We start from the raw sequence: 20,463 nt of genomic DNA, 5'->3' as shown, positions 1-20,463 counted from the left end.
ATTGAAACATGTAAGCCATTTGAAAACCACACAATATGGAGCATCAAACGATAACCAACAACGTCTTTACTCAGTGTTTACACAATTAATTTCGTCTAATATATTAGCAAAAACGTTATAATATTACTTTCTTTTAGCCACCGTCTCAATTGGGATTCACTCAAGCCATATTATGTCCTTAACCTTACCCATTATTCTCATTCTAGGTTTATTATCAGGCCTCACACCACTGGCTGTCGATGCCTATTTACCCAGTATTCCCAGCATTGCCAAAGATCTGAATGTCAATATCAGCTTGGTGCAAATGACCTTAAGTTTGTACTTAATTGTCTTTGCTTTTATACAAATCCTGTTTGGTCCAATTTCCGATGCTATTGGACGCCGTAAAGTGGTCATGAGTGGGCTAAGTGTCTTTTCGATTGGCAGCTTTATTTGCGCTTTTTCACCAAGCTACGACGTGCTCATGATGGGACGAGCTATACAAGCATTAGGTGGTGCAGCGGTAGCCGTATGTATTCCAGCCCTAGTAAAAGACAGCCTATCCATTAATGAATTTGCCAAGGCTATGTCAATGATTATGTTAGTCATGGCATTAGCGCCGCTTGCCGCGCCAATTTTGGGAGGTGCCATTCTCACCTTGTTCAGCTGGCATTCTATTTTTACCTTTTTAGGGGGCGTCGCCATTCTTGCCATGGTGCTCTTTTGGGTCAACATTCCAGAAACTCTCTATAAAGAAAAACGTATCCCCTTTTCGTTATGGGGCGCTATCCGTAATTATGGCATTCTCATTAAGAATCCATCTGTTTTTGGTTATATTGCTGCTGGCGCCTTTTTCTTTTCCGGAATGATGAGTTTTATCACAGGCTCTTCTTTTGTCTATATTGATCTTTATGATGTTGATCCCGCTCATTTTGGCTTTCTTGTTGGGGTAAACGTCGTCACCATGATGGTTGCCTCCACCATCAATAGCCGCTTTGTGGAAAAGCTGGGCACCGAGGTGCTGTCCAAGTACGCCAGTTTTATTCCCCTAGCAGCGTCCATCTTTATGTTGATATTGTGCTTATTTGAAAAACCACCCCTAGCACTTATTATGCTTGCCAGCATGCTTTTTGTTGGCCCCATGGGTATTTTAAGCAGCGGTTTTATGGCAGGTGCCTTGAAAAATGCTGGTAACAACAATGGCAGTGTGACTGCACTGGCGGGCACCTCACGGTTTGCCTTGGGCGCTCTGAGTGGTGCGATGGTTAGTATTTTTCACAATGGGACGTTTGTCCCCATGCTTGCCACTATGGCGAGCTGCGGATTAATATCCTTCATCCTTTTTAAATTGACCGTCAAATACACCAAATAAAACAAAGGTATTTGAGGTGACCACCAACCTAGCTGGAGTTGTCATGCTAAACACACAAACGTTAATTGAAATCGTCAAATCATCACCCGAAAAAGTAGCATTTAAAGACGTTATTGCCGTCATTGATCATGAATATGAATTCACGCCAACGGCCTTTACCAATGGTGAACAAACCAACGCGGCGAATGAAAACAATGGCTCTTGCAAAATTTTTGCCTTTGCTTCGCTAAACCAACTCAACGAAGCTGAGACTCTGGCTTTATTCGGTGACTTTTACCGAGTGGATGTACTACAAAACCCACAGGGCAATGATCACCAAAATATCCGTCAGTTTATTTTAAATGGCTGGAAAGGCATTGTTTTTTCAGCGCCAGCATTAACTGAAAAGTAATGCTGAAGTAGGATGGTTAATCTAAATAAAAAACCGTCCTACTTTTTCTTCTAACTTGACCTTTCTTACCGCCAGATACAAAAAATCAACCTTACAAAGGTTGAAGTTCAAAGTCACAAAATGCGATAGTGCTCTCTCAATGAGATGAGGTGACTATGGAACTAGTGGCATTTGATTTAGACTGCACCCTGCTTAATCGACATCAGCGGTTGTCTAATTACACCCTAGAAACACTTGAGAAGCTCAAAGCTGCGGGTATTTTTTACACCATTGCCACTGGGCGAACTCACCTAGCAGCCATGCCATGCATTGCTGGCCATGACTTCCCTAACTGGCAGATTTTTAAGAATGGCGTGGAATGGTGGGAGCCTCAAGCCAACCAATACCGCCACCGTCATTTGTTAAATCATGACCACATTGTTGACCTATTACTGACCTTTGCCGAACACAAGATCACGCCTTTTATCTTTTGTTTAGCCGATGATGGCTCACATCAAGTTTACCACGCGCCACTTATTGGCCACTTGAGTGATCACATTGCCAATGAACTCGGTAATCACAAAAATATGAGCTTATACCCGTTAACAGAACTTACTAAGCACTCGAAAATCACCAACATCAGCGCATTAGGTCATCCAGATTTCATTGAAAAAATCGTTCGAGAAAGTCACAAGCACGATCATCTCACCGCGTATTCAGGGGGCGGTATCTACAACCCCGACGCCCATTGGATTGATGTTCATCATAGTAATGTGTGTAAAGGCTCAGCATTAATGGAACTAAAGCGAGAAGTTGGTGCCGAAAAACTCATCGTCTTTGGGGACGGTGATAACGATTTGTCGATGTTTGACCAAGCCGATGAAGCCTTTGCTACTGACAACGCACTTTTGCATGTCAAAGAAGCCGCCACTGAGGTCATTGGTCATCATGATGAGGATGGCGTTGCTCGTTATTTGCGCGCCAGATACAACCTATAAGCGGCGAGACTTGAAACCATAAAATTCGCCCTTATTAACGAAAAGACAACATATTTCACTTTACCCTATGGTCATAATGAACCATATTGTTATAAGAATAATTAGTTTGGAGAAATGCCATGTTTGAATTTGTTTTATTCGTAGCTGCTTGTGCGGTTATTGCTTTCTTGGTAGCCAATATCCAGAAATCAGTGTCTCAGTCAAAAACAAAGTTGCAGCCGATTAAGATTGAACGCGAAGAAAAGCGTCAACCTATTCGTCGCCAACGTCCTTACTAAGCTATTCACAACTCTTTTTTGAAATCCCGCGAATGTAGTATCGACATTCAAAAAGCGGGATTTTATTTCCCTTGGATGCCATAATCTTTGAGTTTATTGGCAATAGCACTGTGACTCATTCCGACCGCTTTCGCTAAACGCCTTGTACTTGGGTAATGAGGATAAAGCTGCTTCAACAATGTTGACTCCCAAGCTTTTACTGTTTGTTCCAATGAATCATTTTTGAGCCTCAAAGAAAGGTGCTTATCTTCTGGTAATTCAATGTCTTGCGCCTGCCATCTCTTATTTTTTGTCTGTAACAACGTTTGCAAACACACATTTTGCAGTTCTGACAAGTTCCCATCCCAAGAATGTAAACTCAGTTTAATCAAGGCTTCCTTAGAAAGACTTGGCATAGGTTTACGATAACGCTCCGTTAAGTCTCGCAGTAAATGCATCACTAAGCCTTCAAAATCTTCACGGCGATCCCTAAGAGCAGGCATGATTAATCTGACTTTGGCTAACGCAAAGTACAAAGATGCTTCGAGACCTGTAGCCAATAAACCCGCTTGAGACAAACTCGACAAGGTCACCAAACGCATTTGCCGATCGAAACTAGTTACCGAATCCGCTTGTTGATACAACCAACTTGATAGGTTTAATTGCTGTTCTGCTGCCAAATGCTCAATCTGGTCAATAACAAACCAACCTGAATGCTTGTCTAAGCCTTTAATATCATCAAACTGAATGTCTTTCGCATGACGGACCACCAGCTCAGCGTCTTGGTCGGATTGGCGCTTCTGCCAGTATTGGAATAAGGCTTCGATTAAATGATGCTTTCCTGTTCCAACCTCCCCCTGCACAAATAATGGTACATTCACTTCCGCAAAGGCTTTGGCTTGCTTAAGGGTATGCGCCATCGCCGCACTCTTGATTACTTCTGGCTGAAAAAACGTTTCCAGATGGTTTTCCGCTTCAGGCACTAATTTTAGATTAGCAGCTTGTCGATCCAAGCGTTGCTCGGACTTTAAATAAATCACTGTACCAGCGGGAATGTCACCGCCTTCATCGTCTACAACAAAGAAGGGACGCATCTCTAACAACAAGGTCTTGTTACGAATACGAATTCTCTTACTCATGCCCGCCTTGGGGTTTGCCCAAGCACTTTTTGAGAAGTGAATGCCCTTAATAAACTGTTGTAAAGGTTGATACATCAAGTCAGTTACTGATGTGCCTAAATCATTCGCTGCTAATTCAGTCACCATGGTAATGCGGCCAGCAAGATCAACCGCAATCACACCATCTGGCAGGCTTTCTAGTAAGGTATAAAGGGCGTTATGTTCCCGCTCAAACGGGGTAAAGTGAATGGTTTTAACGTCTTCTACACTGTCTAACTTTCGGATTTCAGCCAATAAATTCTGCAGTTGAGAAAAAGGAATATCAGAAAATCCGCAATAAATACAACGTCGCTTAGAGTCAGCTTCCACCAAACGCATGTCGATTTGATGAGGGATAAAGATATCCAAGACCTCCCGCATCATACCCACTCTATCTTCGCACTGAATTTCTAACCTCATGACCTCACAACCCTTTTGAGCTAAGCAATAATACGTTTTGCTGTGGTGCAAATGTCTCGTACAGTGGTAAAACGGCTGCCCCTAACACACCTGCGGTATAACCCGTTTGTGCAATTTGTATGTCAGGCATAGGCAACACAATATTCGCCAATACTGCCCGGCGCAAGGCCATAATCAACTGTGTTAAAACCACTTCAGGCAATCGTCCACCAATCAAGATAACCTGAGGATCATACAAAGCGATCACAGATACTAAGGCTGCTTTTACTTCCTCCGCCACTTCCCAAGCCCAATTCTCAATGGCCATACAATAAGAAGCTTCTAACCAGCCACAATCTTGTCTAGGCCAAGCAAGTTCCTTTGCCATTAAATAACGATGAAGAGACGATAATGACAACGCCTCTAACACCCATTGACCATGCTTCCCTGTCGCTGTTGGAATCAGGCCAAAACTGCCTGCTTTTCCATTGGCACCGAAGTAGCATTCACCATTGGCCACCAAACTCCCACCACACGCTGTACTAACAAACAGATAAAAGAAATCCTTTGACGGTGCTTTCGGCGCCAACAATAATTCACTGGTCGCGGCAGCAGCAGCATCGTTCTGACAAAAACAAGATAAGCTTGTCACCTCAGCCAACCAAGTCTCAAACGCACTGGATTGCCAATAAGCTAACGCAGCCTTCAACGTGTCAAGGTCGCTGCGCTGATCTGAATTGGTTACCAAACTGTCTAACCATGAATCCATATAATCTGGTTTGGCCAAACCAATGCCTTTTACCTTTAACCAATCCTGACCAAGCTTTTGCTTCACTTCTTCGATGACATCACGAGCAATGCTCTTCGCCGAAGACTCGGTTGGAAAAGATACCTCTCGCTCTAACAATAAAACTTGTGCACCACTAAAATCTAATAATGCGGCGCTAATGTGATTACGGTCCACATTAATCCCTAAACCATAAGCGCCTTGCTGATTAATGCTTAATTTAATAGAAGGCTGACCGCGACGACCGGTCACCTTACCCACTACGCAAAGTAACTCTCTGTCAAGCAATGAAGAGGTAATCACAGAAATGGTTTGAGCACTTAATCCAGTTCGTTTTGCAATTTCAATTCTAGAAATCTCTGGGTGCTGTCGAACCAGTTGTAAAATGATTCTTTCATTGTAGATGCGACTTTGTTCAGAAGTACTGCCTGACGACTTCATTTCAACCTTACCTTTTTTAGAGGCCTGTAAACTAACCACTTCCATTTATTAAATCTAGTTGATTTAATACGTTTATTTTAATAACGTAACCATTAGACATGGACTTGACGGCAAATTGTCAATTTCCACGCAACAAAAATAATAAGGTCATCACGACCATTTTAAGGATAATACCATGCCAGCAACTGTAGACTTTCAGTCTATCGACTTTCTTAAGTCTCATATTCAATCTACTTTCGAGTTTTACCATCCTCGTTGTATCGATCCCAAAGGTGGCTTTTATCATTTCTATAAAGACAACGGTGACATTTATGACGCCGACACTCGCCACCTAGTAAGTAGTACTCGCTTTGTTTTTAACTATGCCAAAGCCTATCTTGCCGATCCACAACAAGCTTACCTTGATGCCACTAGACATGGTGTTAACTACTTGCGGCAGCGCCATTTACGAGAAAATGGCGGCTATGTCTGGCTACTCAATGGCGAGGATAACCTTGATGAAACCAATCATTGTTATGGCTTTGCCTTCGTCATGTTAGCGTATTCAATGGCTTACAAAGCTGGTATCAATGAAGCAAAATCTTGGCTAGAAGAAACCTTTTTAACAATGGAAGAACACTTCTGGGATGCCAGTCACGAACTTTATAAAGACGAAATTACAGCGGATTGGCAAACTGTGTCTCCTTATCGAGGCCAAAATGCCAACATGCATTCTTGTGAAGCCTTGCTCGCCGCTTATGATGCAACTCAAGAAGCCCATTACCTTGATCGTGCACAAACCTTGGCTCATAACATTTGCCTGCGCCAAGCCGAACTTGCAAATGGCGAAATATGGGAACATTACCAGCAGAACTGGCAAGTTGATTGGCAATACAACCAAGATGATCCTAAACATTTATTCCGCCCATGGGGATTTCAGCCTGGCCACCAAACAGAATGGGCGAAACTGTTATTACTAATCCACCAGCGCCGACCTCTCGATTGGCTTATTCCAACGGCTGAGCGTCTATTTAATCAAGCTTGGGAAAAAGCTTGGGATCAACAACACGGCGGCCTTTGTTATGGGTATGACCCTCAGGGTAAGGTCTGCGATGGCGATAAATATTTTTGGGTACAAGCCGAATCCTTTGCCGCGGCCGCCATGCTCGCCATGATGACACAACAATCTCACTACTGGGACAAATATCAGCAGCTCTGGCAATACAGTTGGGAGCACATGATTGATCATCAATATGGCGCATGGTTCCGTATTCTGACACAAGATAACCAAGCCATTGATGATTGTAAAAGCCCGGCAGGCAAAACCGATTACCACACCATGGGCGCGTGTTATGAAGTCATAGAACTGCTCAGCAAGGAGATTTAATCTCTAGCCTAAATGGGGCGGTCATTCTATTCATTCAAGAAATAGAGTATGATGCAGCCCCATTGTTAGTGGACACGGGCCCCTCTCCATATGCAGTTAGACAAAATAGATCTCAATTTACTTCGTTACTTAGACTCTTTGTTAAGAGAACAAAACGTGACTCATGCCGCCAATCAGCTCGGTATCACGCAGCCCGCCATGAGTAATGGACTAAGACGACTCAGAGATTTATTTCATGACCCTCTACTGGTTCGAACCAGTGATGGCATGATGCCGACGGCGCTTGCTATCCAGCTGCAACCAAGAGTACAAAATATTCTACAGTCTGTGGATGAGGTGTTACATCTTGGTCAGAATTTTGAGGCGGAATCCAGCTCACGAGTCTTTCGCATCATGGCCAGTGACTATGCAGAGGCCACCCTCATTCCGCCATTAATGAAAAAATTACAGGAAGAGGCACCTAATGTCATTTTGGATGTAATGAACCCAAGTGATGTTAGCTTCCACGATGTGGAAAAAGGTAAAGTCGACTTAGTCATCAATCGATTTGACACCCTACCGCAGTCATTCCATCAGAAATCCGTTTGGGTCGACCAATTCTCTTGTCTCGTCCCAACCAATTCCGAAATAGCTAAAAATTTCAGTTTAGAAACTTACTTGTCTTCACCACACGTTTGGGTAAGCAAAACCGGCTTCGGTGTTGGTGTGGGCATTCAGCCCGAAGAGGTACAAAAACTGGGCTGGGTCGATGGCACGTTAGCGGACCTTGGCTTCAAACGTAATATTCGGCTATTCACCCGTAATTACAATGTCGCTATGCGTGCGACTGAACAACTAGGGTTAATTGCGACCTTGCCTTCTTTAGCCACACGCCTAATGAAAGACAATCCTCATGTGGCCGTTTTACCTCCGCCTTTTGATATTCAGCCCGTCGAACTAAAAATGTTATGGAGCCCATTATTGCAACACGACCCAGGTCATATCTGGTTGCGCTCTAGCATTGCGGTTTGCGCTAAGGCCATTGCGGAAAGCAACAATCTTTAAAGAAACGCTGCCATTAGGGTTAAACACCTAGGATTTGACAACAAAAAAGCCTCTGACGCTCCTTTAAGAAAAGCATCAGAGGCTTTTTATTTAAGTCTATTATTATAAGTTTTCTAACGCTTCTTTTGCTTGCTGGGCATCGGATACTGAGACTTTTAAATCCGTAATATGGCCATTATCAATACTGTAGCACCAGCCATGAACATGCAATTCTTGACCTTGCTTCCAAGCATTTTGAACAATACTACTTTGACAGACATTAGACACTTGTTCCATTACATTCAATTCGCACATACGATCAAAGCGTTGATGCTCATCGTCAATGGCATCGACTTCCTCACGGTGAAGACGATACACATCTTTAATATGGCGTAACCAATTATCAATCATGCCATGTTCTTCTGTCCCCATCGCCGCTTTAATGCCACCACAACCGTAATGCCCTACTACCATGATGTGTTTCACTTTGAGTACATCAACAGCAAACTGAATCACAGACAAACAGTTTAAATCCGTATGGACAACAACATTGGCAATATTACGGTGGACAAATACTTCCCCCGGTAATAAATCGACAATCTGATTAGCTGGTACTCGACTGTCCGCGCAGCCGATCCATAAATACTCCGGCTGCTGTTGTTTTGATAGCGTGGAAAAAAATTCTGGATCTTCTGCAGATACCTTGGTCGCCCAGTCACGGTTCTTCTTAAAAAGGTCTTCTATTTTTTGCTTTGGCATTATCTACTTCTCTCCTGTCTTTTTTCGATACCAGCGCAACCTAATATCGGCGGTAATACTCATCGTTTCTATCTTTTGAATGGCCAATTTTCCTTCATATGACGCCTTGTGAATGTGTGGCGTCATACTCAATAAATCTTGAATTTTTGCTTGGCTATCTAGTTCAAATGAAAAACATTCTGACTCTTCGGAATACAACTCAAAATTGGCAATGCCGTCTGGATAAGTCGGTTTATAATCATGGATACGCTCGTAAAGCACTTCGCGTAACTCAATCAAATGACGCGGTCCAGATTCGACTAACAACAACTGTCCGGAGTCTTCTAAAGCACGTGAAAACTCATCAAATACAGGAAAACCAAACAAGCATAAAATCACATCAAAACGCTTATCAGGCACTGGCAAACTGGCATTGCTACCAACAATCCACCCAATCTCTTTATCGCGTTTACTGGCGGACATCACGGCCCATTTGGAAATATCCAGACCAATCCGATCGGTCAAAATATTGTGTTTATCAAACACTTTGCCAAGGTGTGATAAGTAGTATCCTTCACCGCAACCAGCATCCAAAATACGAACACCACTAAAAAGTTGCTGCTTTGGCCAAGAAGCAAAAATCGCGTCGACAATCGGCGAATAATGTTGTTGATTAAGAAAGGTTTGACGTGACAACACCATTTCTTTGCTATCACCAGGGTCTTTCGAACGTTTGTTTTGGACTGGTAATAAATTCACATAGCCTGATTTGGCTAAATCAAAACTATGGTTATTAGCACAGGTTAAGCTTCGACCTTCAAGTTGAAGATCAGTACCATCAATAGGACAAGATAAATTTTCGAGGGAAGGCACAGTTAATCCGTCAATTACAGTCTGGCGCTTAGGTTAAAAGGTTCCTGATACGCTCGCAAGTGGTCATTAGAAAATTGACGAATAATTGCATTTTATAAGGAACCCGTTTCAACAAGAGAGAAAGATTCATAGCCCACTTGCTTTTGCATGAATTGCACAAAATCATCACTAGGCAATGGCTTGGAGTACAAATACCCTTGCACTTCTTGACAATCATACCCCCCTAAAGCATTCACTTGCGATCTGTGCTCCACGCCCTCGGCAATCACTTTCAGATTCAAGCTTTTGGCCATCGCTATGGTGGCTTTGACAATCGCATCATTATCACCGTCAATACCAATATCATGGATGAATGAACGGTCGATTTTTAAGGTTTGAATAGGAAACTTCTTCAGATAAGAAAGTGAGGAATAACCCGTGCCAAAGTCATCGATAGACAGAGTGAGCCCAAGCTCTCTAAAACTGTGAAGCTTCTCAATTGACTGTTTAGCATCGGTCATCAACATGCTTTCCGTTAATTCTAGTTCCAGATACGCAGGATCCACCCCAGTCTCTTCCAGAATCGCCTGTACCATGTCCACCAAATCGGCTTGCATAAATTGACGACTCGACAAATTAACGGACAGACAAATAGCAGGGTAACCCTGTTCTCGCCATTCTTGTAACTGACGACAAGCACGACGAATGACCCATTCGCCTAATGGCAGAATTAAACCACTCTCTTCTGCCAGAGGAATAAATTTATCTGGACTCACCATACCTAACTCTGGGTGATTCCAACGAATTAATGCCTCTGCACCAACCACATTCTCATCAGGCAAGGCTACTTTTGGTTGATAATGCAATTCAAATTCTTCATTTTCAATCGCCTTGCGCAAACCACCACCCAAGGTCAAATGGGCATTAATGTTATCGGCCATTTGATTTTCATAGACAAAATACAAATTATGCCCAGTAGATTTGGCACGATACATCGCGGCGTCCGCATTTTTCAGTAAATTGTCGACATCATCCGCATGTTGCGGGTAACTGGCAATCCCAATACTGGCACTGATCATCATTTCCATTTTCGCAACAGGGTATGTATTACTGGCACTTTGCATAATACTCTGCGCAATGTCCTCAAGCTCTGACAACGCATTGGTATTTTCTAATACCACAACAAACTCATCACCACCCAAGCGATATAAACAAGCTCCAGAAGGAATGCTCGACTTAATGCGTTCAGCAACACGCTGAATCAATTCATCTCCAACTCGATGGCCAAAGTTATCATTGACCACCTTAAAACCATCAAGATCTAAATACATCAAACCGAATTGACGCCCGCGCTTTTTAGCATTCTGCAAGGCGCTTTCGAGTTGTTGGTACAACAAGTTTCGATTCGGCAAATTGGTTAAACTGTCATAATTGTTTAACCGATATAAAGCCACTTCGTGATCTCGTTCTTCCTGAATATCATGAGCTAATAGATATATTTGACCTAATTCAGCATCAAAACAGGCTTCAATTCTATGCCAACGAACGCCATTCGCTGTCGATAGCATAATTTCTTGTGACAAACTAGACTGACCATTAACCCGAGCCATAAAACTCTTTGCCGCTGAAGACACCGCAAACAAATAATTAATGTGTTTCACTTCACCAAAATGGTTAAGGAAAAACTCACTGGCGTTGATAAATTGACCATCAAGGGCAAAGATAGCAAAAGACAAGGTTTTAAACTGCTGCAACAAGCCCATATCTTTTTCAGGAACAGCGCAGGGAGGTTGAGTGATGGCAGTAATGGAGACCTCGAGCAGTATGCCATAGCGATCATCAGGTAACTTAACCGCACTTCCGACGCATTGATGACTTTGCGATGGATCAGATGAAAAAGGCCATCGACACAAGAACTGCTGGCCTTTTTGACAGCGGGACAATCGACTTTGCCATTTCTGTTTCAGGGCAGGAGGAATTTGACGTTGACCTGCCTGTATTTGACCTATTGAGCCGACTAATAAACGCTCTGCAGCCTCATTCAACATGGGCACAGTCGAGTTTTCGACGTCAATTACCCATGCCGCAGATGGCATTTTATTTTGGAGAACTTCTTCTAAGTCAGTCATTCAATTTAATACTACTCAAATACATCAGATGCTACAGCGACTATATAACTGGCTAGACAAGCCGTTTTCACCACGTATCGGGAACCACAAACACATGCCTTTTTATACCCTCTGCCTCAAATCCAGTAGAACTCAGACAGAGGTGCAAAGGGCGACCATCATGTAGGAAATTGCCTACAAGATTGTATGCAGTTTCAGGAGAAAAGAAAGTAAAATCCTCCTGAAAACACGGAAAAGCCATCCAATGTGGTTTTTCCAAAACAATAAAGTACGAAAAGTATTTCCTTAACCATAAAATATCACCGGCTCGAAGCCACGCGCCACCTTTTTCGCGCCACCACTCATCCAAATCAGATTCCGTGTGCAGCCCTCTATATAAACGACCAAACATCAGTAAACTGGCCTGAATGTCACCACCAGAAGACAAATCCCGAATGCTATCAGCCCCCTCTTCTGTCTTAAGAATTTGTAATTGATGCTGTTGAGCCCGAGTAACCTTTTTAACCAAACTATCATTCTTATTGGGCCCAATCCAGTCATTGGGCGCTAAATCAGGTCGATGGAGATAAAATTTAATGGCCAACTCAAACTGCTGCAGTGAGCCATCAGGCAGAGCGACAAGCATGTCTACTTCTCCTAATGTTTTGCCTTGGCGCGAAATTTGAAAGTGCTCACGTTGGATGCTTAGTACAGATAACTCAGCAATAGCAAAGCTGAATAGGGCTTCGAAATAGCTGCCTAAGAAATGAGATTTCGTTTGCTCAAGCTTTGCCATCAAAGAGGCTGGATTTTGTCTGTGCAAAGCAAGTATTTCCTGCCAATCCGTTCGCCAGTATGGCTTCAACTGAAAATCAGCAAGAATATAATGCCCATCCACCAGCCACTCCAAGTCGCTCAATACTTGCTTAGCATCCAAAGGCAACATCCTTTATTGACCACTCAAATGTTGGTCTATTTGATCAAGGCAGCCAATTATACGATCCAAGTCAACATCAGCATTTCCTTTAAACGCCTCCTCTGCCATGGGCGAAATATGACAACGATTAGGTAAAACCGAACCGCTTTGCAAAAGGTGCTTAAATTTTTCTATCATCACGTATCGAAGCCACTGCTCAAAGGACATAGTATCGATACAAAAAGGTTGCTGACTTTGTAATGCTTCTTGACTGGGTTGCTCGCATTCCCAGAGTCCACTGTCTTGCAAGCTGATCTGCAATGCGATCAACAGGTCCGCTAGGGTATGATGATCAGAAAAGGGTTGATTCAACCTGATTTCTCCTTATAAAAACGGTAAAATAGGTTTTCTGTTTATCACCGATGAATAATACATTGGGTAATTTATCGGCCACTTGAGCAAATATTTAGCATGAATAAAATTGAATCCCTTGCCGACTTATTTGATATGGTCGGTTGTGATGTAACCTACTACGATCTTGGACGCTGCCTTAACAAAATAACGCCGCAGCAAGCCATCCAATTTGACCGTAAGCAACAGGCTTATCCCTACCCGTTTCGACAGCATGCATGGTTAGCTTGCCTATTAAAAGACAAAAACGCCACAAAAGATGACGTTTTAAACGAAGGGGTGATTTGGTTTTTGAAGTTACCGCTGGACGAAGCTGGCGCATTGAATTTAGGCACCCGAGACCATTTTATCAAAACCATTGTCGATAAAATCCTTCATAAGGGGGAACAACAAGGCTTATCAGAAGCACTAGAAGATAGTCCTTATGCTTTTAAACCAGATCAAGAGCGCATGGCCAGCTTTCACGCACGACTAGCCAAAGATTTGAACAAAGCGGCGTCTCATTACTATCACGATGTGATTCAATATCTGCAAAGTGACATTTCCGCCCAAGGAGACCAATGGCAAAATCTTGGCCTACAAGGCATTGCCGAACTGGCCGTTCGTATGGATGACGCAACTCATTGTGATCTTGCATTAAAGGCCCTTACGGACGCACCATCTGCCTTTGTGTCTGCTCTTTGTCACGCCTTAGAGCATCAACACTTACCAGAGAGCCTGCAAGAAGTATTGATAGCGAAACTGTCGTCTGAGCAAGATGCGTTATTAAAGGCCAGCTATGTACGTGGCCTATCTAAAGCGCCATTCAATGATCGCTTGCTGCTGCCTTTGTTTGGTACTCTAGGAGACTTAGCCAGCTGTACAGATGACGATATTCACTTGATCGCAGCGTTAGCCGCCAAGTGCCCTCATTGGCTGAGCGCCAACCCGCAACTGCTTAGAATTGTGATGGAAAAACTCGCCCATCGTGATGACGGTTACATTGCCTTCAAACAGATCACCGCTGAACTAAGTCAACACCCAGAAACCAAGCAACCATTATGGCAGCTATTACGAAGTGAGCGCATTAGTCCTAACTTAGCTCAGGCAGTGGGTCACTTATTTACCGAAACCCCAAGCTCCATCCAGTAAATAAGATTAAAAAAGCTCAAAAAAAACCCAAACTTTTCAGTAATGAAAGGTTTGGGTTAAACAAGCAGAACTACCACTTAATGACGCACAGGAACCGCTTCGTTGGTTTCTCTCATACGTTTACGATGAGCTACAAACTCAGCACTTAAAATATAATCCCCTTGATCTGTATAAGACAACGCACCTCGGTTAACTAAAGCATCCAACGTTTTAGGGAGCACTTTTTGCCTTCTCTCTCCCTTCACAAAGTAATATTGCTCTCCCATCTGGACCAGCTTGAATCCAGACTCTAAAAATCCAACGCATAAATTTTGAGTTGGCGTTAACTTGAGTTTCATCATTTCCCTCTCATTGCCGTCTCGTTAAATAACTCATAAAAATAACTATAGACGCTTTTTTGGAAAACGAAATTTCAACTAACTTAATATTACAAAAAGATAAAAAACATAAAAAAAGGGAAGGCCTTTGCAAGGTCTTCCCTTTTTCATCAACTTTTTAGCGACCTAGTCAGCAAAGACAACCGTCTTATTCCCATGCACCAGCACTCGGTCTTCCAAGTGATAACGTAAACCTCGAGACAGAACCAGTTTTTCAATGTCTTTCCCCAGTCGCACCATATCTTCTGCAGAATGGCTGTGACGAACTCGAATGACATCTTGCTCAATGATTGGACCTGCATCCAGATCCGCAGTCACATAATGACACGTTGCCCCAATCAACTTAACCCCTCTCACAGCAGCCTGATGATAAGGCTTAGCGCCAATGAAGGACGGCAAGAAGCTATGGTGAATATTGATTACTCGATGCTTGTATTTCTCACACAAATATTCTGGGAAAATTTGCATATAACGCGCCAGCACAATGGTATCTGCGCCGACTTCATCAATGCGCGCTTCAATTTCTTGGAAGGCTGGCATTTTATTTTCTTTTGGCACCGAAATGCAGAAGTACGGGACCTTATACCATTCCACCATAGAACGAAGGTCCTCATGGTTCGCAATGACCCCCACAATTTCACAGTTCAGTTCACCTGTGTGCCAACGGTGCATGATGTCATTTAAACAGTGAGACTCTTTGGTCGCCATTAAAATGACTTTTGGACGATCTTCACTGTCTTTCACATACCACTTCATGTTGTATTCTTCTGCAATTGGCGCAAATTCCTTACGGAAAGTATCCACGTCAATTGAAAGGCTTTCGGCATCAACATCATGACGCATGAAAAACCACTTTTGCTCTAAGTCTGTGTGGTGACTCGCTTCAATAATCGAACCAGAACGCTCGTTTAAGAACTGACTAACGGCCGCTACAATCCCTACTCGATCGGGACAACTAATCACAAGACGAAATGTTTTTCTCATACTAGAAACTTATAAACCTTTTAAAATCAGCAAGTTAAACAACTTACAAACAATCGAAATTAATTTTCAGGAAATTATACTGGATCCAACGCTTAAGGCACAGATTTATGTTTAATTAGATAACATTGGTGGATCTTAGTATTACGCTCAAAATCCGGATCCAATGTCGAACGAGTAATATCCTGTACATCAAATTCACTCATTAAATCGTCATCCAAACGGAAACGACGGTAATTATTAGAGAAAATAAGCTCACCTTCAGCGGCCAACCTCGCCATCGCCAATCTCACCAAATCGCCGTGATCTCGCTGGATGTCTAACACATCTGCCATTTTTTTGGAGTTAGAAAAGGTCGGAGGATCCATAAAGATCAGATCAAATTCGTCACGACTCTGTTTTAACCACTCAAAACAGTCGGCTCGCACTACCGTATGATCACGATCGGAAAACTCATTCAATTCAATATTACGGCGTGCCCAATCCGTGTAAGTATTTGACATATCAACACTCAACGTCGTCAAAGCCCCACCTTGACCAGCATGAACCGACGCCGACGCGGTATAACAAAATAGATTTAAGAAACGCACGCCGTCGGCTTTTTGTTGAATCAATTTACGAACCGGTCGATGATCTAAAAACAGCCCAGTGTCTAAATAATCTTTAAGATTAACGATAAAGTCACAACCGTATTCTTCAACGATCATTTCATGTTGTGATTGATCCAGTTTCTCATACTGGCCTTTCCCTGCTTGACGCTGACGATGTTTCACCACCACATTCGATTCTGCAATGTTTAATGCGCCTGGAATCGCGGACACCACTTCGAATAACCGTTGCTTAGCCTTTTCAGGGTCAACACTTTTTGGCGCTTGATACTCTTGCACATGAGCCCAGTCGTTATACAAATCAATCGCAACGGCATACTCAGGCATATCAGCATCGTACACACGGAAGCATTGAATTTTGTTTTTAACGGCCCATTTTTTCATTTTCTTCAGGTTTTTTTGCAAACGATTCGCCACCATTTGCGCGCCCGGTGTCATCACAGATTGGGCGACCGCGTCCGCTTTAATATTGGCGTCCGATACCGGAAATTGATAAGCACGACACTCAATACCACCATTAATCACGCGGGTACTTTTTTCCGGTCGAACAGGGATTTGACGGGCTAAATGATCATTACTGGTCAGCATCATAAATTGCCAACCATGAGCATGCTTCACAACCCACTCACCCAACTGACGATACAAGGCAATCAATGCCATTTCATCACCCAAACGCTCACCATAAGGAGGGTTCGTAATGACCAAGCCTGGTTGCGCTTCTTCATCAACGATAAATTCGTGCTCTTGGAAAGGCGACATGCTCACCTCGATGAGCCCTGTTAAACCTGCTCGCTTAATGTTTTCGCGAGCGGCGGCAATGGCTTTTTGCTCTCGATCTGTCCCCTGAAAGCGAATTCCTAAACTTTCAGGGTCTTTTTTACGATTTTTCGCCAAGTCATTTAACTGTTGCCACAAACGGTGATCATGCTGCTTCCAACCTTTAAATCCCCAGTACTGACGACGCAAGCCTGGTGCAATGTCCAACGACATCAATGCCGCCTCAACCAAAAACGTCCCCGAACCACACATGGGATCAATCAATTGTTTCAGATCTGAATCCACACCCCAGCCCGCTCTTAACAGCAAGCCAGCGGCTAAGTTTTCTTTTAACGGTGCCATTGCCCCTTGCTGACGATAACTGCGTCTGTGCATACTCTCGCCAGACAAATCAATGCTTACCGTAACAACATCGCGCTTGATGCGAACAGCAATCCGAACATCAGGCTGATTTTTTTCAACGCTTGGTCGTTCGCCAGTTTGAGCAACAAAATAGTCAGCGATGGCATCTTTGGTTCGCACAGCACCAAACTGAGTATTACGAATGTGATGGTTCGTACCATGGCAATCAATCGCAATGGTATTACTGACCAACAAGTGTTGTGACCAATCAATGGCCTTTACCCCATTGTACAAATCGTCCGCCGATTCCATTTTAAATTGGGCGATGGGCAACATGACGCGAGTGCCAACGCGAGACCAAAGACATGCTTTGTAAATGCCTTCTAAATCCGTTGTCAGTTTAACTTGCGCTTCACCTAAGCGAGTTTGTGTTAAGCCTTCAGCGTGCAGTTCTTTTTCAAGAACATTCTCCATGCCGATTGGACAGGTTATTTCTAATGCGTACATCACTTGCTCTGGTGTTTCTGTATTTGGGTTCATTAATCAATACTTTTGGTTCAGTGTCATGACAATATGGTCAAGCCATAAATAAGAAAGGCGGGATCAAATCCCGCCCTGGCACGAAGACGATCACATCGTCTCTCGCGCTAAATTTCAATTCGTTATTCAGTTATTCAAATCTCGTTCTCGATAGTAAGCGTCGGTACTGGCAATGGCTTCTTTGACCAACTCAGGTCCATGGTAAATAAAGCCAGAATACATTTGCACCAATCGCGCACCCGCTTGCAATTTTTCAACCGCATCAGCGCCAGTAGAAATACCACCAACCCCAATAATAGGTAACGTATCTTTCAAATGCTCGGCCAACACTCTCACCACATGCGTTGAAGCATCACGCACTGGCGCACCGCTCAAACCACCCGCCTCTTCTGCAAAACGGTGGCCGCTCACTGCATCACGAGACAAGGTCGTGTTGGTCGCAATGATGCCATCGACGTTTTGTTCCACCAAGGTATCAGCCACCAATTTAATTTCATCGTCCGACATATCCGGCGCGATTTTTACCGCCAACGGAACGCGTTTGCCATTCTCTTCTTGGTAGCGATCTCGTGCTTCGACCAATGGGGAAATCAATTCCGCGAGACTCTCGCCAAATTGCAAGCTGCGCAAACCGGGTGTATTTGGAGAGCTTATGTTCGCTGTAATATAGTCAGCATAAGGTATCACGGCTTCCAGACAGGCAAGATAATCGGCTGCAGCATCTTCAACGGAAGTGCTGAGATTTTTGCCAATATTTACCCCTAAAATACCTGGGTAACGATGCTTTTTAATACGCGAAACCAGGTGATCAACCCCCTTATTGTTAAACCCCATGCGGTTGATAATGGCTTCGTGCTCAGGCAGTCGAAACAAGCGCGGTTTTGGGTTACCCGCTTGACCTTTCGGTGTCACTGTCCCAACTTCCACAAAGCCGAACCCACAAGCACCCAGTGCTTCAAAGGCATCGGCATTTTTGTCTAGCCCTGCTGCTAAACCTACTGCATTGGGAAAACGCAAGCCCATTACATCCACTGGTTTTGTCGATGGCAAACTAGAAAAGAATTTGTTTAAGCCTAATCGACTGCTCGCTGCGAGCATATCCAACGACAGCTCATGTGACACTTCTGGGTCTAGTTTAAACAATAGCGAGCGGGCAAACTGATACATAAAAAAGCTCCTCAATGGGATCATCTGCAATCTTGGGTGTCATCTCAGTTTAGTCACACCCACTAATTTATTCCTACTATCAAACTCGACTTCAAACAGACCATAAATGCCTTGGTGGGTGACAAAAGATTGAAACGCAGACAAAGGTAATTGCACCTTACGTCCATCTAAGCTACTTGCCACTAAATTCTTTGCAGCACCAGCATACATAGCTTTATATTTAAACGCAGGCAAAGCCACATTTAATACAAGTTTCGCCATTATTCTTTCCTGTGCTTACATTACCCTTACAAAGTTCGCTCTGTGCGTAAAGATTTGAATCCGATAAGATGGGCACTATTATATGGCCTTCACACCTTTTTTGACAGAAGTATAAGGAATCTCAATTCGATGGTAACTCTTGTTGAGCAACTAAAAGATCACCTCAATCAAGCCATTATTGGTCAAGAAGAATTAACACACGAATTATTGGTTGCACTGATCGCCAATGGTCACGTTCTTTTAGAAGGGCCACCAGGCATTGCCAAAACCACGGCTGCCAAGGCATTAGCCAATACCATAGACAGCCGCTTCCAACGTATTCAGTTCACACCTGACCTGCTTCCAGGCGATATAACTGGCTCCGATATTTACCAACAAGAAACCGGACAGTTTAGCTTTGTCGCCGGGCCCATTATGAATGACATTGTACTCGCCGATGAAATCAACCGCGCACCTGCAAAAGTACAATCCGCGTTGCTGGAAGCCATGGGGGAAAAGCAAGTCACAGTGGGCAATCAAAGCTACCCTTTACCAGCGTTGTTTTTTGTCATCGCCACCCAAAACCCCATAGAGCAAGAAGGCACTTACCCTCTTCCTGAAGCGCAACTTGATCGCTTTATGATGAAAATCAACCTTAATTACCCAAGTGCCAACAGTGAACTAGAAGTACTTCGTCTCGTTCGACAACAAGACTTGCACAAAACCACCACAGACAAACCGCAAGCACTTTGTCGTCCTGAGCAAATTCTGGCCTTACAGCAACAGGCATTGGGCTTATACATGTCTGAAAATGTTGAGCAATATATTGTGCAATTGGTGGTAGCGACACGCCAACCAGAGCTGTATCTTGGGCAACAAGCGCAAGATTTGAAGCTGATTGAATTTGGAGCCAGTCCACGTGGCACACTAGCATTAGATCGTTGCGCTCGTGCCAATGCCCTACTAAACGGTCGCGATTTCGTCACCCCTGACGATGTTCGACAAGTCGCCTTGCCAGTCCTTCGGCACCGAATTATCACCTCATTTGAAGCCCAAGCCTCTGGTCTATCAACAGACGATTTACTAAATCGTCTCATTAGCCATGTACCAGCGTTATGATTAATTC

General features: G+C 43.6%; 20 protein-coding genes. 8 read left to right on the top strand and 12 right to left on the bottom strand.

Features of this window, described 5'->3' with window-relative positions:
- Window positions 1–172 precede the first annotated feature (172 nt).
- The 4 genes from ACHUFM_RS05105 to ACHUFM_RS05090 all read left to right on the top strand — a co-directional run bounded on the left by ACHUFM_RS05105 (window position 173) and on the right by ACHUFM_RS05090 (window position 2,997).
- Window positions 173–1,351: a Bcr/CflA family multidrug efflux MFS transporter gene (locus ACHUFM_RS05105; RefSeq protein ID WP_394180196.1), complete on the top strand. Its 1,179-nt coding sequence runs from the start codon at window positions 173–175 to the stop codon at window positions 1,349–1,351.
- Window positions 1,352–1,394: 43 nt separating this feature from the next.
- Entirely contained in the window at window positions 1,395–1,742 is a 348-nt protein-coding gene (locus ACHUFM_RS05100) for a HopJ type III effector protein (RefSeq protein ID WP_394180194.1), read from the top strand.
- A gap of 155 nt (window positions 1,743–1,897) precedes the next feature.
- Window positions 1,898–2,719 (top strand): HAD hydrolase family protein, encoded by an 822-nt coding sequence (locus ACHUFM_RS05095; protein ID WP_394180192.1) that lies wholly within the window; start codon window positions 1,898–1,900, stop codon window positions 2,717–2,719.
- Between the two features lie 119 nt (window positions 2,720–2,838).
- The gene (locus ACHUFM_RS05090; protein ID WP_394180190.1) at window positions 2,839–2,997 is read left to right on the top strand and encodes a hypothetical protein; all 159 of its coding nucleotides are present in this window, start codon (window positions 2,839–2,841) and stop codon (window positions 2,995–2,997) included.
- 62 nt (window positions 2,998–3,059) lie between these two features.
- Here the strand turns inward: ACHUFM_RS05090 and ACHUFM_RS05085 are convergent, their stop codons facing one another.
- Both ACHUFM_RS05085 and ACHUFM_RS05080 read right to left on the bottom strand, forming a co-directional pair.
- Window positions 3,060–4,553 carry a TyrR/PhhR family helix-turn-helix DNA-binding protein gene (locus ACHUFM_RS05085; protein ID WP_394180188.1) on the bottom strand — a complete coding sequence of 498 codons (1,494 nt, stop codon included), beginning with the start codon at window positions 4,551–4,553 and terminating at the stop codon, window positions 3,060–3,062.
- A 4-nt stretch (window positions 4,554–4,557) separates the two neighbouring features.
- Window positions 4,558–5,805: an ROK family transcriptional regulator gene (locus tag ACHUFM_RS05080; RefSeq protein ID WP_394180186.1), complete on the bottom strand. Its 1,248-nt coding sequence runs from the start codon at window positions 5,803–5,805 to the stop codon at window positions 4,558–4,560.
- Between the two features lie 130 nt (window positions 5,806–5,935).
- On the opposite strand from ACHUFM_RS05080, the gene ACHUFM_RS05075 reads away from it, so the two are divergent.
- Entirely contained in the window at window positions 5,936–7,126 is a 1,191-nt protein-coding gene (locus tag ACHUFM_RS05075) for an AGE family epimerase/isomerase (protein WP_394180184.1), read from the top strand.
- A 90-nt stretch (window positions 7,127–7,216) separates the two neighbouring features.
- Window positions 7,217–8,170, top strand: coding sequence for a LysR family transcriptional regulator (locus ACHUFM_RS05070; protein ID WP_394180182.1), 954 nt, complete (start codon window positions 7,217–7,219; stop codon window positions 8,168–8,170).
- Between the two features lie 102 nt (window positions 8,171–8,272).
- Here the strand turns inward: ACHUFM_RS05070 and can are convergent, their stop codons facing one another.
- The 5 genes from can to ACHUFM_RS05045 form a co-directional block, all read right to left on the bottom strand.
- Window positions 8,273–8,908 (bottom strand): carbonate dehydratase, encoded by a 636-nt coding sequence (gene can, locus ACHUFM_RS05065; protein ID WP_394180180.1) that lies wholly within the window; start codon window positions 8,906–8,908, stop codon window positions 8,273–8,275.
- 3 nt (window positions 8,909–8,911) lie between these two features.
- Window positions 8,912–9,760 (bottom strand): putative RNA methyltransferase, encoded by an 849-nt coding sequence (locus ACHUFM_RS05060; RefSeq protein WP_394180178.1) that lies wholly within the window; start codon window positions 9,758–9,760, stop codon window positions 8,912–8,914.
- Between the two features lie 92 nt (window positions 9,761–9,852).
- A complete protein-coding gene (locus ACHUFM_RS05055) occupies window positions 9,853–11,868 on the bottom strand; it encodes a putative bifunctional diguanylate cyclase/phosphodiesterase (protein ID WP_394180176.1) in 2,016 nt (671 codons plus the stop codon).
- A gap of 67 nt (window positions 11,869–11,935) precedes the next feature.
- Window positions 11,936–12,793 carry a DUF1853 family protein gene (locus tag ACHUFM_RS05050; protein WP_394180174.1) on the bottom strand — a complete coding sequence of 286 codons (858 nt, stop codon included), beginning with the start codon at window positions 12,791–12,793 and terminating at the stop codon, window positions 11,936–11,938.
- Between the two features lie 3 nt (window positions 12,794–12,796).
- On the bottom strand, window positions 12,797–13,135 hold the full coding sequence (locus tag ACHUFM_RS05045; protein ID WP_394180172.1) for a YqcC family protein: 339 nt from the start codon (window positions 13,133–13,135) through the stop codon (window positions 12,797–12,799).
- Between the two features lie 99 nt (window positions 13,136–13,234).
- Between ACHUFM_RS05045 and ACHUFM_RS05040 the strand changes: the two genes are divergently transcribed.
- A complete protein-coding gene (locus ACHUFM_RS05040; RefSeq protein ID WP_394180170.1) occupies window positions 13,235–14,305 on the top strand; it encodes a DUF3549 family protein in 1,071 nt (356 codons plus the stop codon).
- 77 nt (window positions 14,306–14,382) lie between these two features.
- On the opposite strand, the gene ACHUFM_RS05035 is transcribed toward ACHUFM_RS05040, so the two are convergent.
- The 5 genes from ACHUFM_RS05035 to ACHUFM_RS05015 all read right to left on the bottom strand — a co-directional run bounded on the left by ACHUFM_RS05035 (window position 14,383) and on the right by ACHUFM_RS05015 (window position 19,358).
- Window positions 14,383–14,646 carry a formyltetrahydrofolate deformylase gene (locus ACHUFM_RS05035; RefSeq protein WP_231908859.1) on the bottom strand — a complete coding sequence of 88 codons (264 nt, stop codon included), beginning with the start codon at window positions 14,644–14,646 and terminating at the stop codon, window positions 14,383–14,385.
- A 162-nt stretch (window positions 14,647–14,808) separates the two neighbouring features.
- On the bottom strand, window positions 14,809–15,666 hold the full coding sequence (gene purU, locus ACHUFM_RS05030) for a formyltetrahydrofolate deformylase (protein ID WP_394180167.1): 858 nt from the start codon (window positions 15,664–15,666) through the stop codon (window positions 14,809–14,811).
- 92 nt (window positions 15,667–15,758) lie between these two features.
- The gene (gene rlmKL / locus ACHUFM_RS05025) at window positions 15,759–17,930 is read right to left on the bottom strand and encodes a bifunctional 23S rRNA (guanine(2069)-N(7))-methyltransferase RlmK/23S rRNA (guanine(2445)-N(2))-methyltransferase RlmL (protein WP_394180165.1); all 2,172 of its coding nucleotides are present in this window, start codon (window positions 17,928–17,930) and stop codon (window positions 15,759–15,761) included.
- A 126-nt stretch (window positions 17,931–18,056) separates the two neighbouring features.
- Window positions 18,057–19,097, bottom strand: a complete 1,041-nt coding sequence (locus ACHUFM_RS05020) for a quinone-dependent dihydroorotate dehydrogenase (RefSeq protein ID WP_394180163.1) — start codon at window positions 19,095–19,097, stop codon at window positions 18,057–18,059.
- Window positions 19,098–19,136: 39 nt separating this feature from the next.
- Complete coding sequence (locus ACHUFM_RS05015) at window positions 19,137–19,358, bottom strand: DUF2835 domain-containing protein (protein WP_394180161.1); 222 nt, start codon at window positions 19,356–19,358, stop codon at window positions 19,137–19,139.
- Window positions 19,359–19,469: 111 nt separating this feature from the next.
- Here ACHUFM_RS05015 and ACHUFM_RS05010 point away from each other — a divergent pair, with 111 nt between their 5' ends.
- On the top strand, window positions 19,470–20,456 hold the full coding sequence (locus tag ACHUFM_RS05010; RefSeq protein ID WP_394180334.1) for an AAA family ATPase: 987 nt from the start codon (window positions 19,470–19,472) through the stop codon (window positions 20,454–20,456).
- Window positions 20,457–20,463: the final 7 nt, after the last annotated feature.

The sequence above is a fragment of the Marinomonas posidonica genome, assembly GCF_043643765.1.
Taxonomy (GTDB): domain Bacteria; phylum Pseudomonadota; class Gammaproteobacteria; order Pseudomonadales; family Marinomonadaceae; genus Marinomonas; species Marinomonas posidonica_A.
The sequence above is the reverse complement of the archived record's forward strand: the minus strand, read 5'-3'. Positions and strand labels throughout refer to the sequence as shown.

Bases quoted from the DNA above. Each gene is read 5' to 3' on its own strand.
- ACHUFM_RS05055 (WP_394180176.1), bottom strand. From the start codon at position 11,868: ATGACTGACTTAGAAGAAGTTCTCCAAAATAAAATGCCATCTGCGGCA.
- ACHUFM_RS05090 (WP_394180190.1), top strand. From the start codon at position 2,839: ATGTTTGAATTTGTTTTATTCGTAGCTGCTTGTGCGGTTATTGCTTTC.
- purU (WP_394180167.1), bottom strand. From the start codon at position 15,666: ATGAGAAAAACATTTCGTCTTGTGATTAGTTGTCCCGATCGAGTAGGG.
- ACHUFM_RS05035 (WP_231908859.1), bottom strand. From the start codon at position 14,646: ATGATGAAACTCAAGTTAACGCCAACTCAAAATTTATGCGTTGGATTT.
- ACHUFM_RS05100 (WP_394180194.1), top strand. From the start codon at position 1,395: ATGCTAAACACACAAACGTTAATTGAAATCGTCAAATCATCACCCGAA.
- can (WP_394180180.1), bottom strand. From the start codon at position 8,908: ATGCCAAAGCAAAAAATAGAAGACCTTTTTAAGAAGAACCGTGACTGG.
- ACHUFM_RS05015 (WP_394180161.1), bottom strand. From the start codon at position 19,358: ATGGCGAAACTTGTATTAAATGTGGCTTTGCCTGCGTTTAAATATAAA.
- ACHUFM_RS05075 (WP_394180184.1), top strand. From the start codon at position 5,936: ATGCCAGCAACTGTAGACTTTCAGTCTATCGACTTTCTTAAGTCTCAT.
- ACHUFM_RS05095 (WP_394180192.1), top strand. From the start codon at position 1,898: ATGGAACTAGTGGCATTTGATTTAGACTGCACCCTGCTTAATCGACAT.
- ACHUFM_RS05105 (WP_394180196.1), top strand. From the start codon at position 173: ATGTCCTTAACCTTACCCATTATTCTCATTCTAGGTTTATTATCAGGC.
- ACHUFM_RS05080 (WP_394180186.1), bottom strand. From the start codon at position 5,805: ATGGAAGTGGTTAGTTTACAGGCCTCTAAAAAAGGTAAGGTTGAAATG.
- ACHUFM_RS05040 (WP_394180170.1), top strand. From the start codon at position 13,235: ATGAATAAAATTGAATCCCTTGCCGACTTATTTGATATGGTCGGTTGT.
- rlmKL (WP_394180165.1), bottom strand. From the start codon at position 17,930: ATGAACCCAAATACAGAAACACCAGAGCAAGTGATGTACGCATTAGAA.
- ACHUFM_RS05070 (WP_394180182.1), top strand. From the start codon at position 7,217: ATGCAGTTAGACAAAATAGATCTCAATTTACTTCGTTACTTAGACTCT.
- ACHUFM_RS05085 (WP_394180188.1), bottom strand. From the start codon at position 4,553: ATGAGGTTAGAAATTCAGTGCGAAGATAGAGTGGGTATGATGCGGGAG.
- ACHUFM_RS05050 (WP_394180174.1), bottom strand. From the start codon at position 12,793: ATGTTGCCTTTGGATGCTAAGCAAGTATTGAGCGACTTGGAGTGGCTG.
- ACHUFM_RS05020 (WP_394180163.1), bottom strand. From the start codon at position 19,097: ATGTATCAGTTTGCCCGCTCGCTATTGTTTAAACTAGACCCAGAAGTG.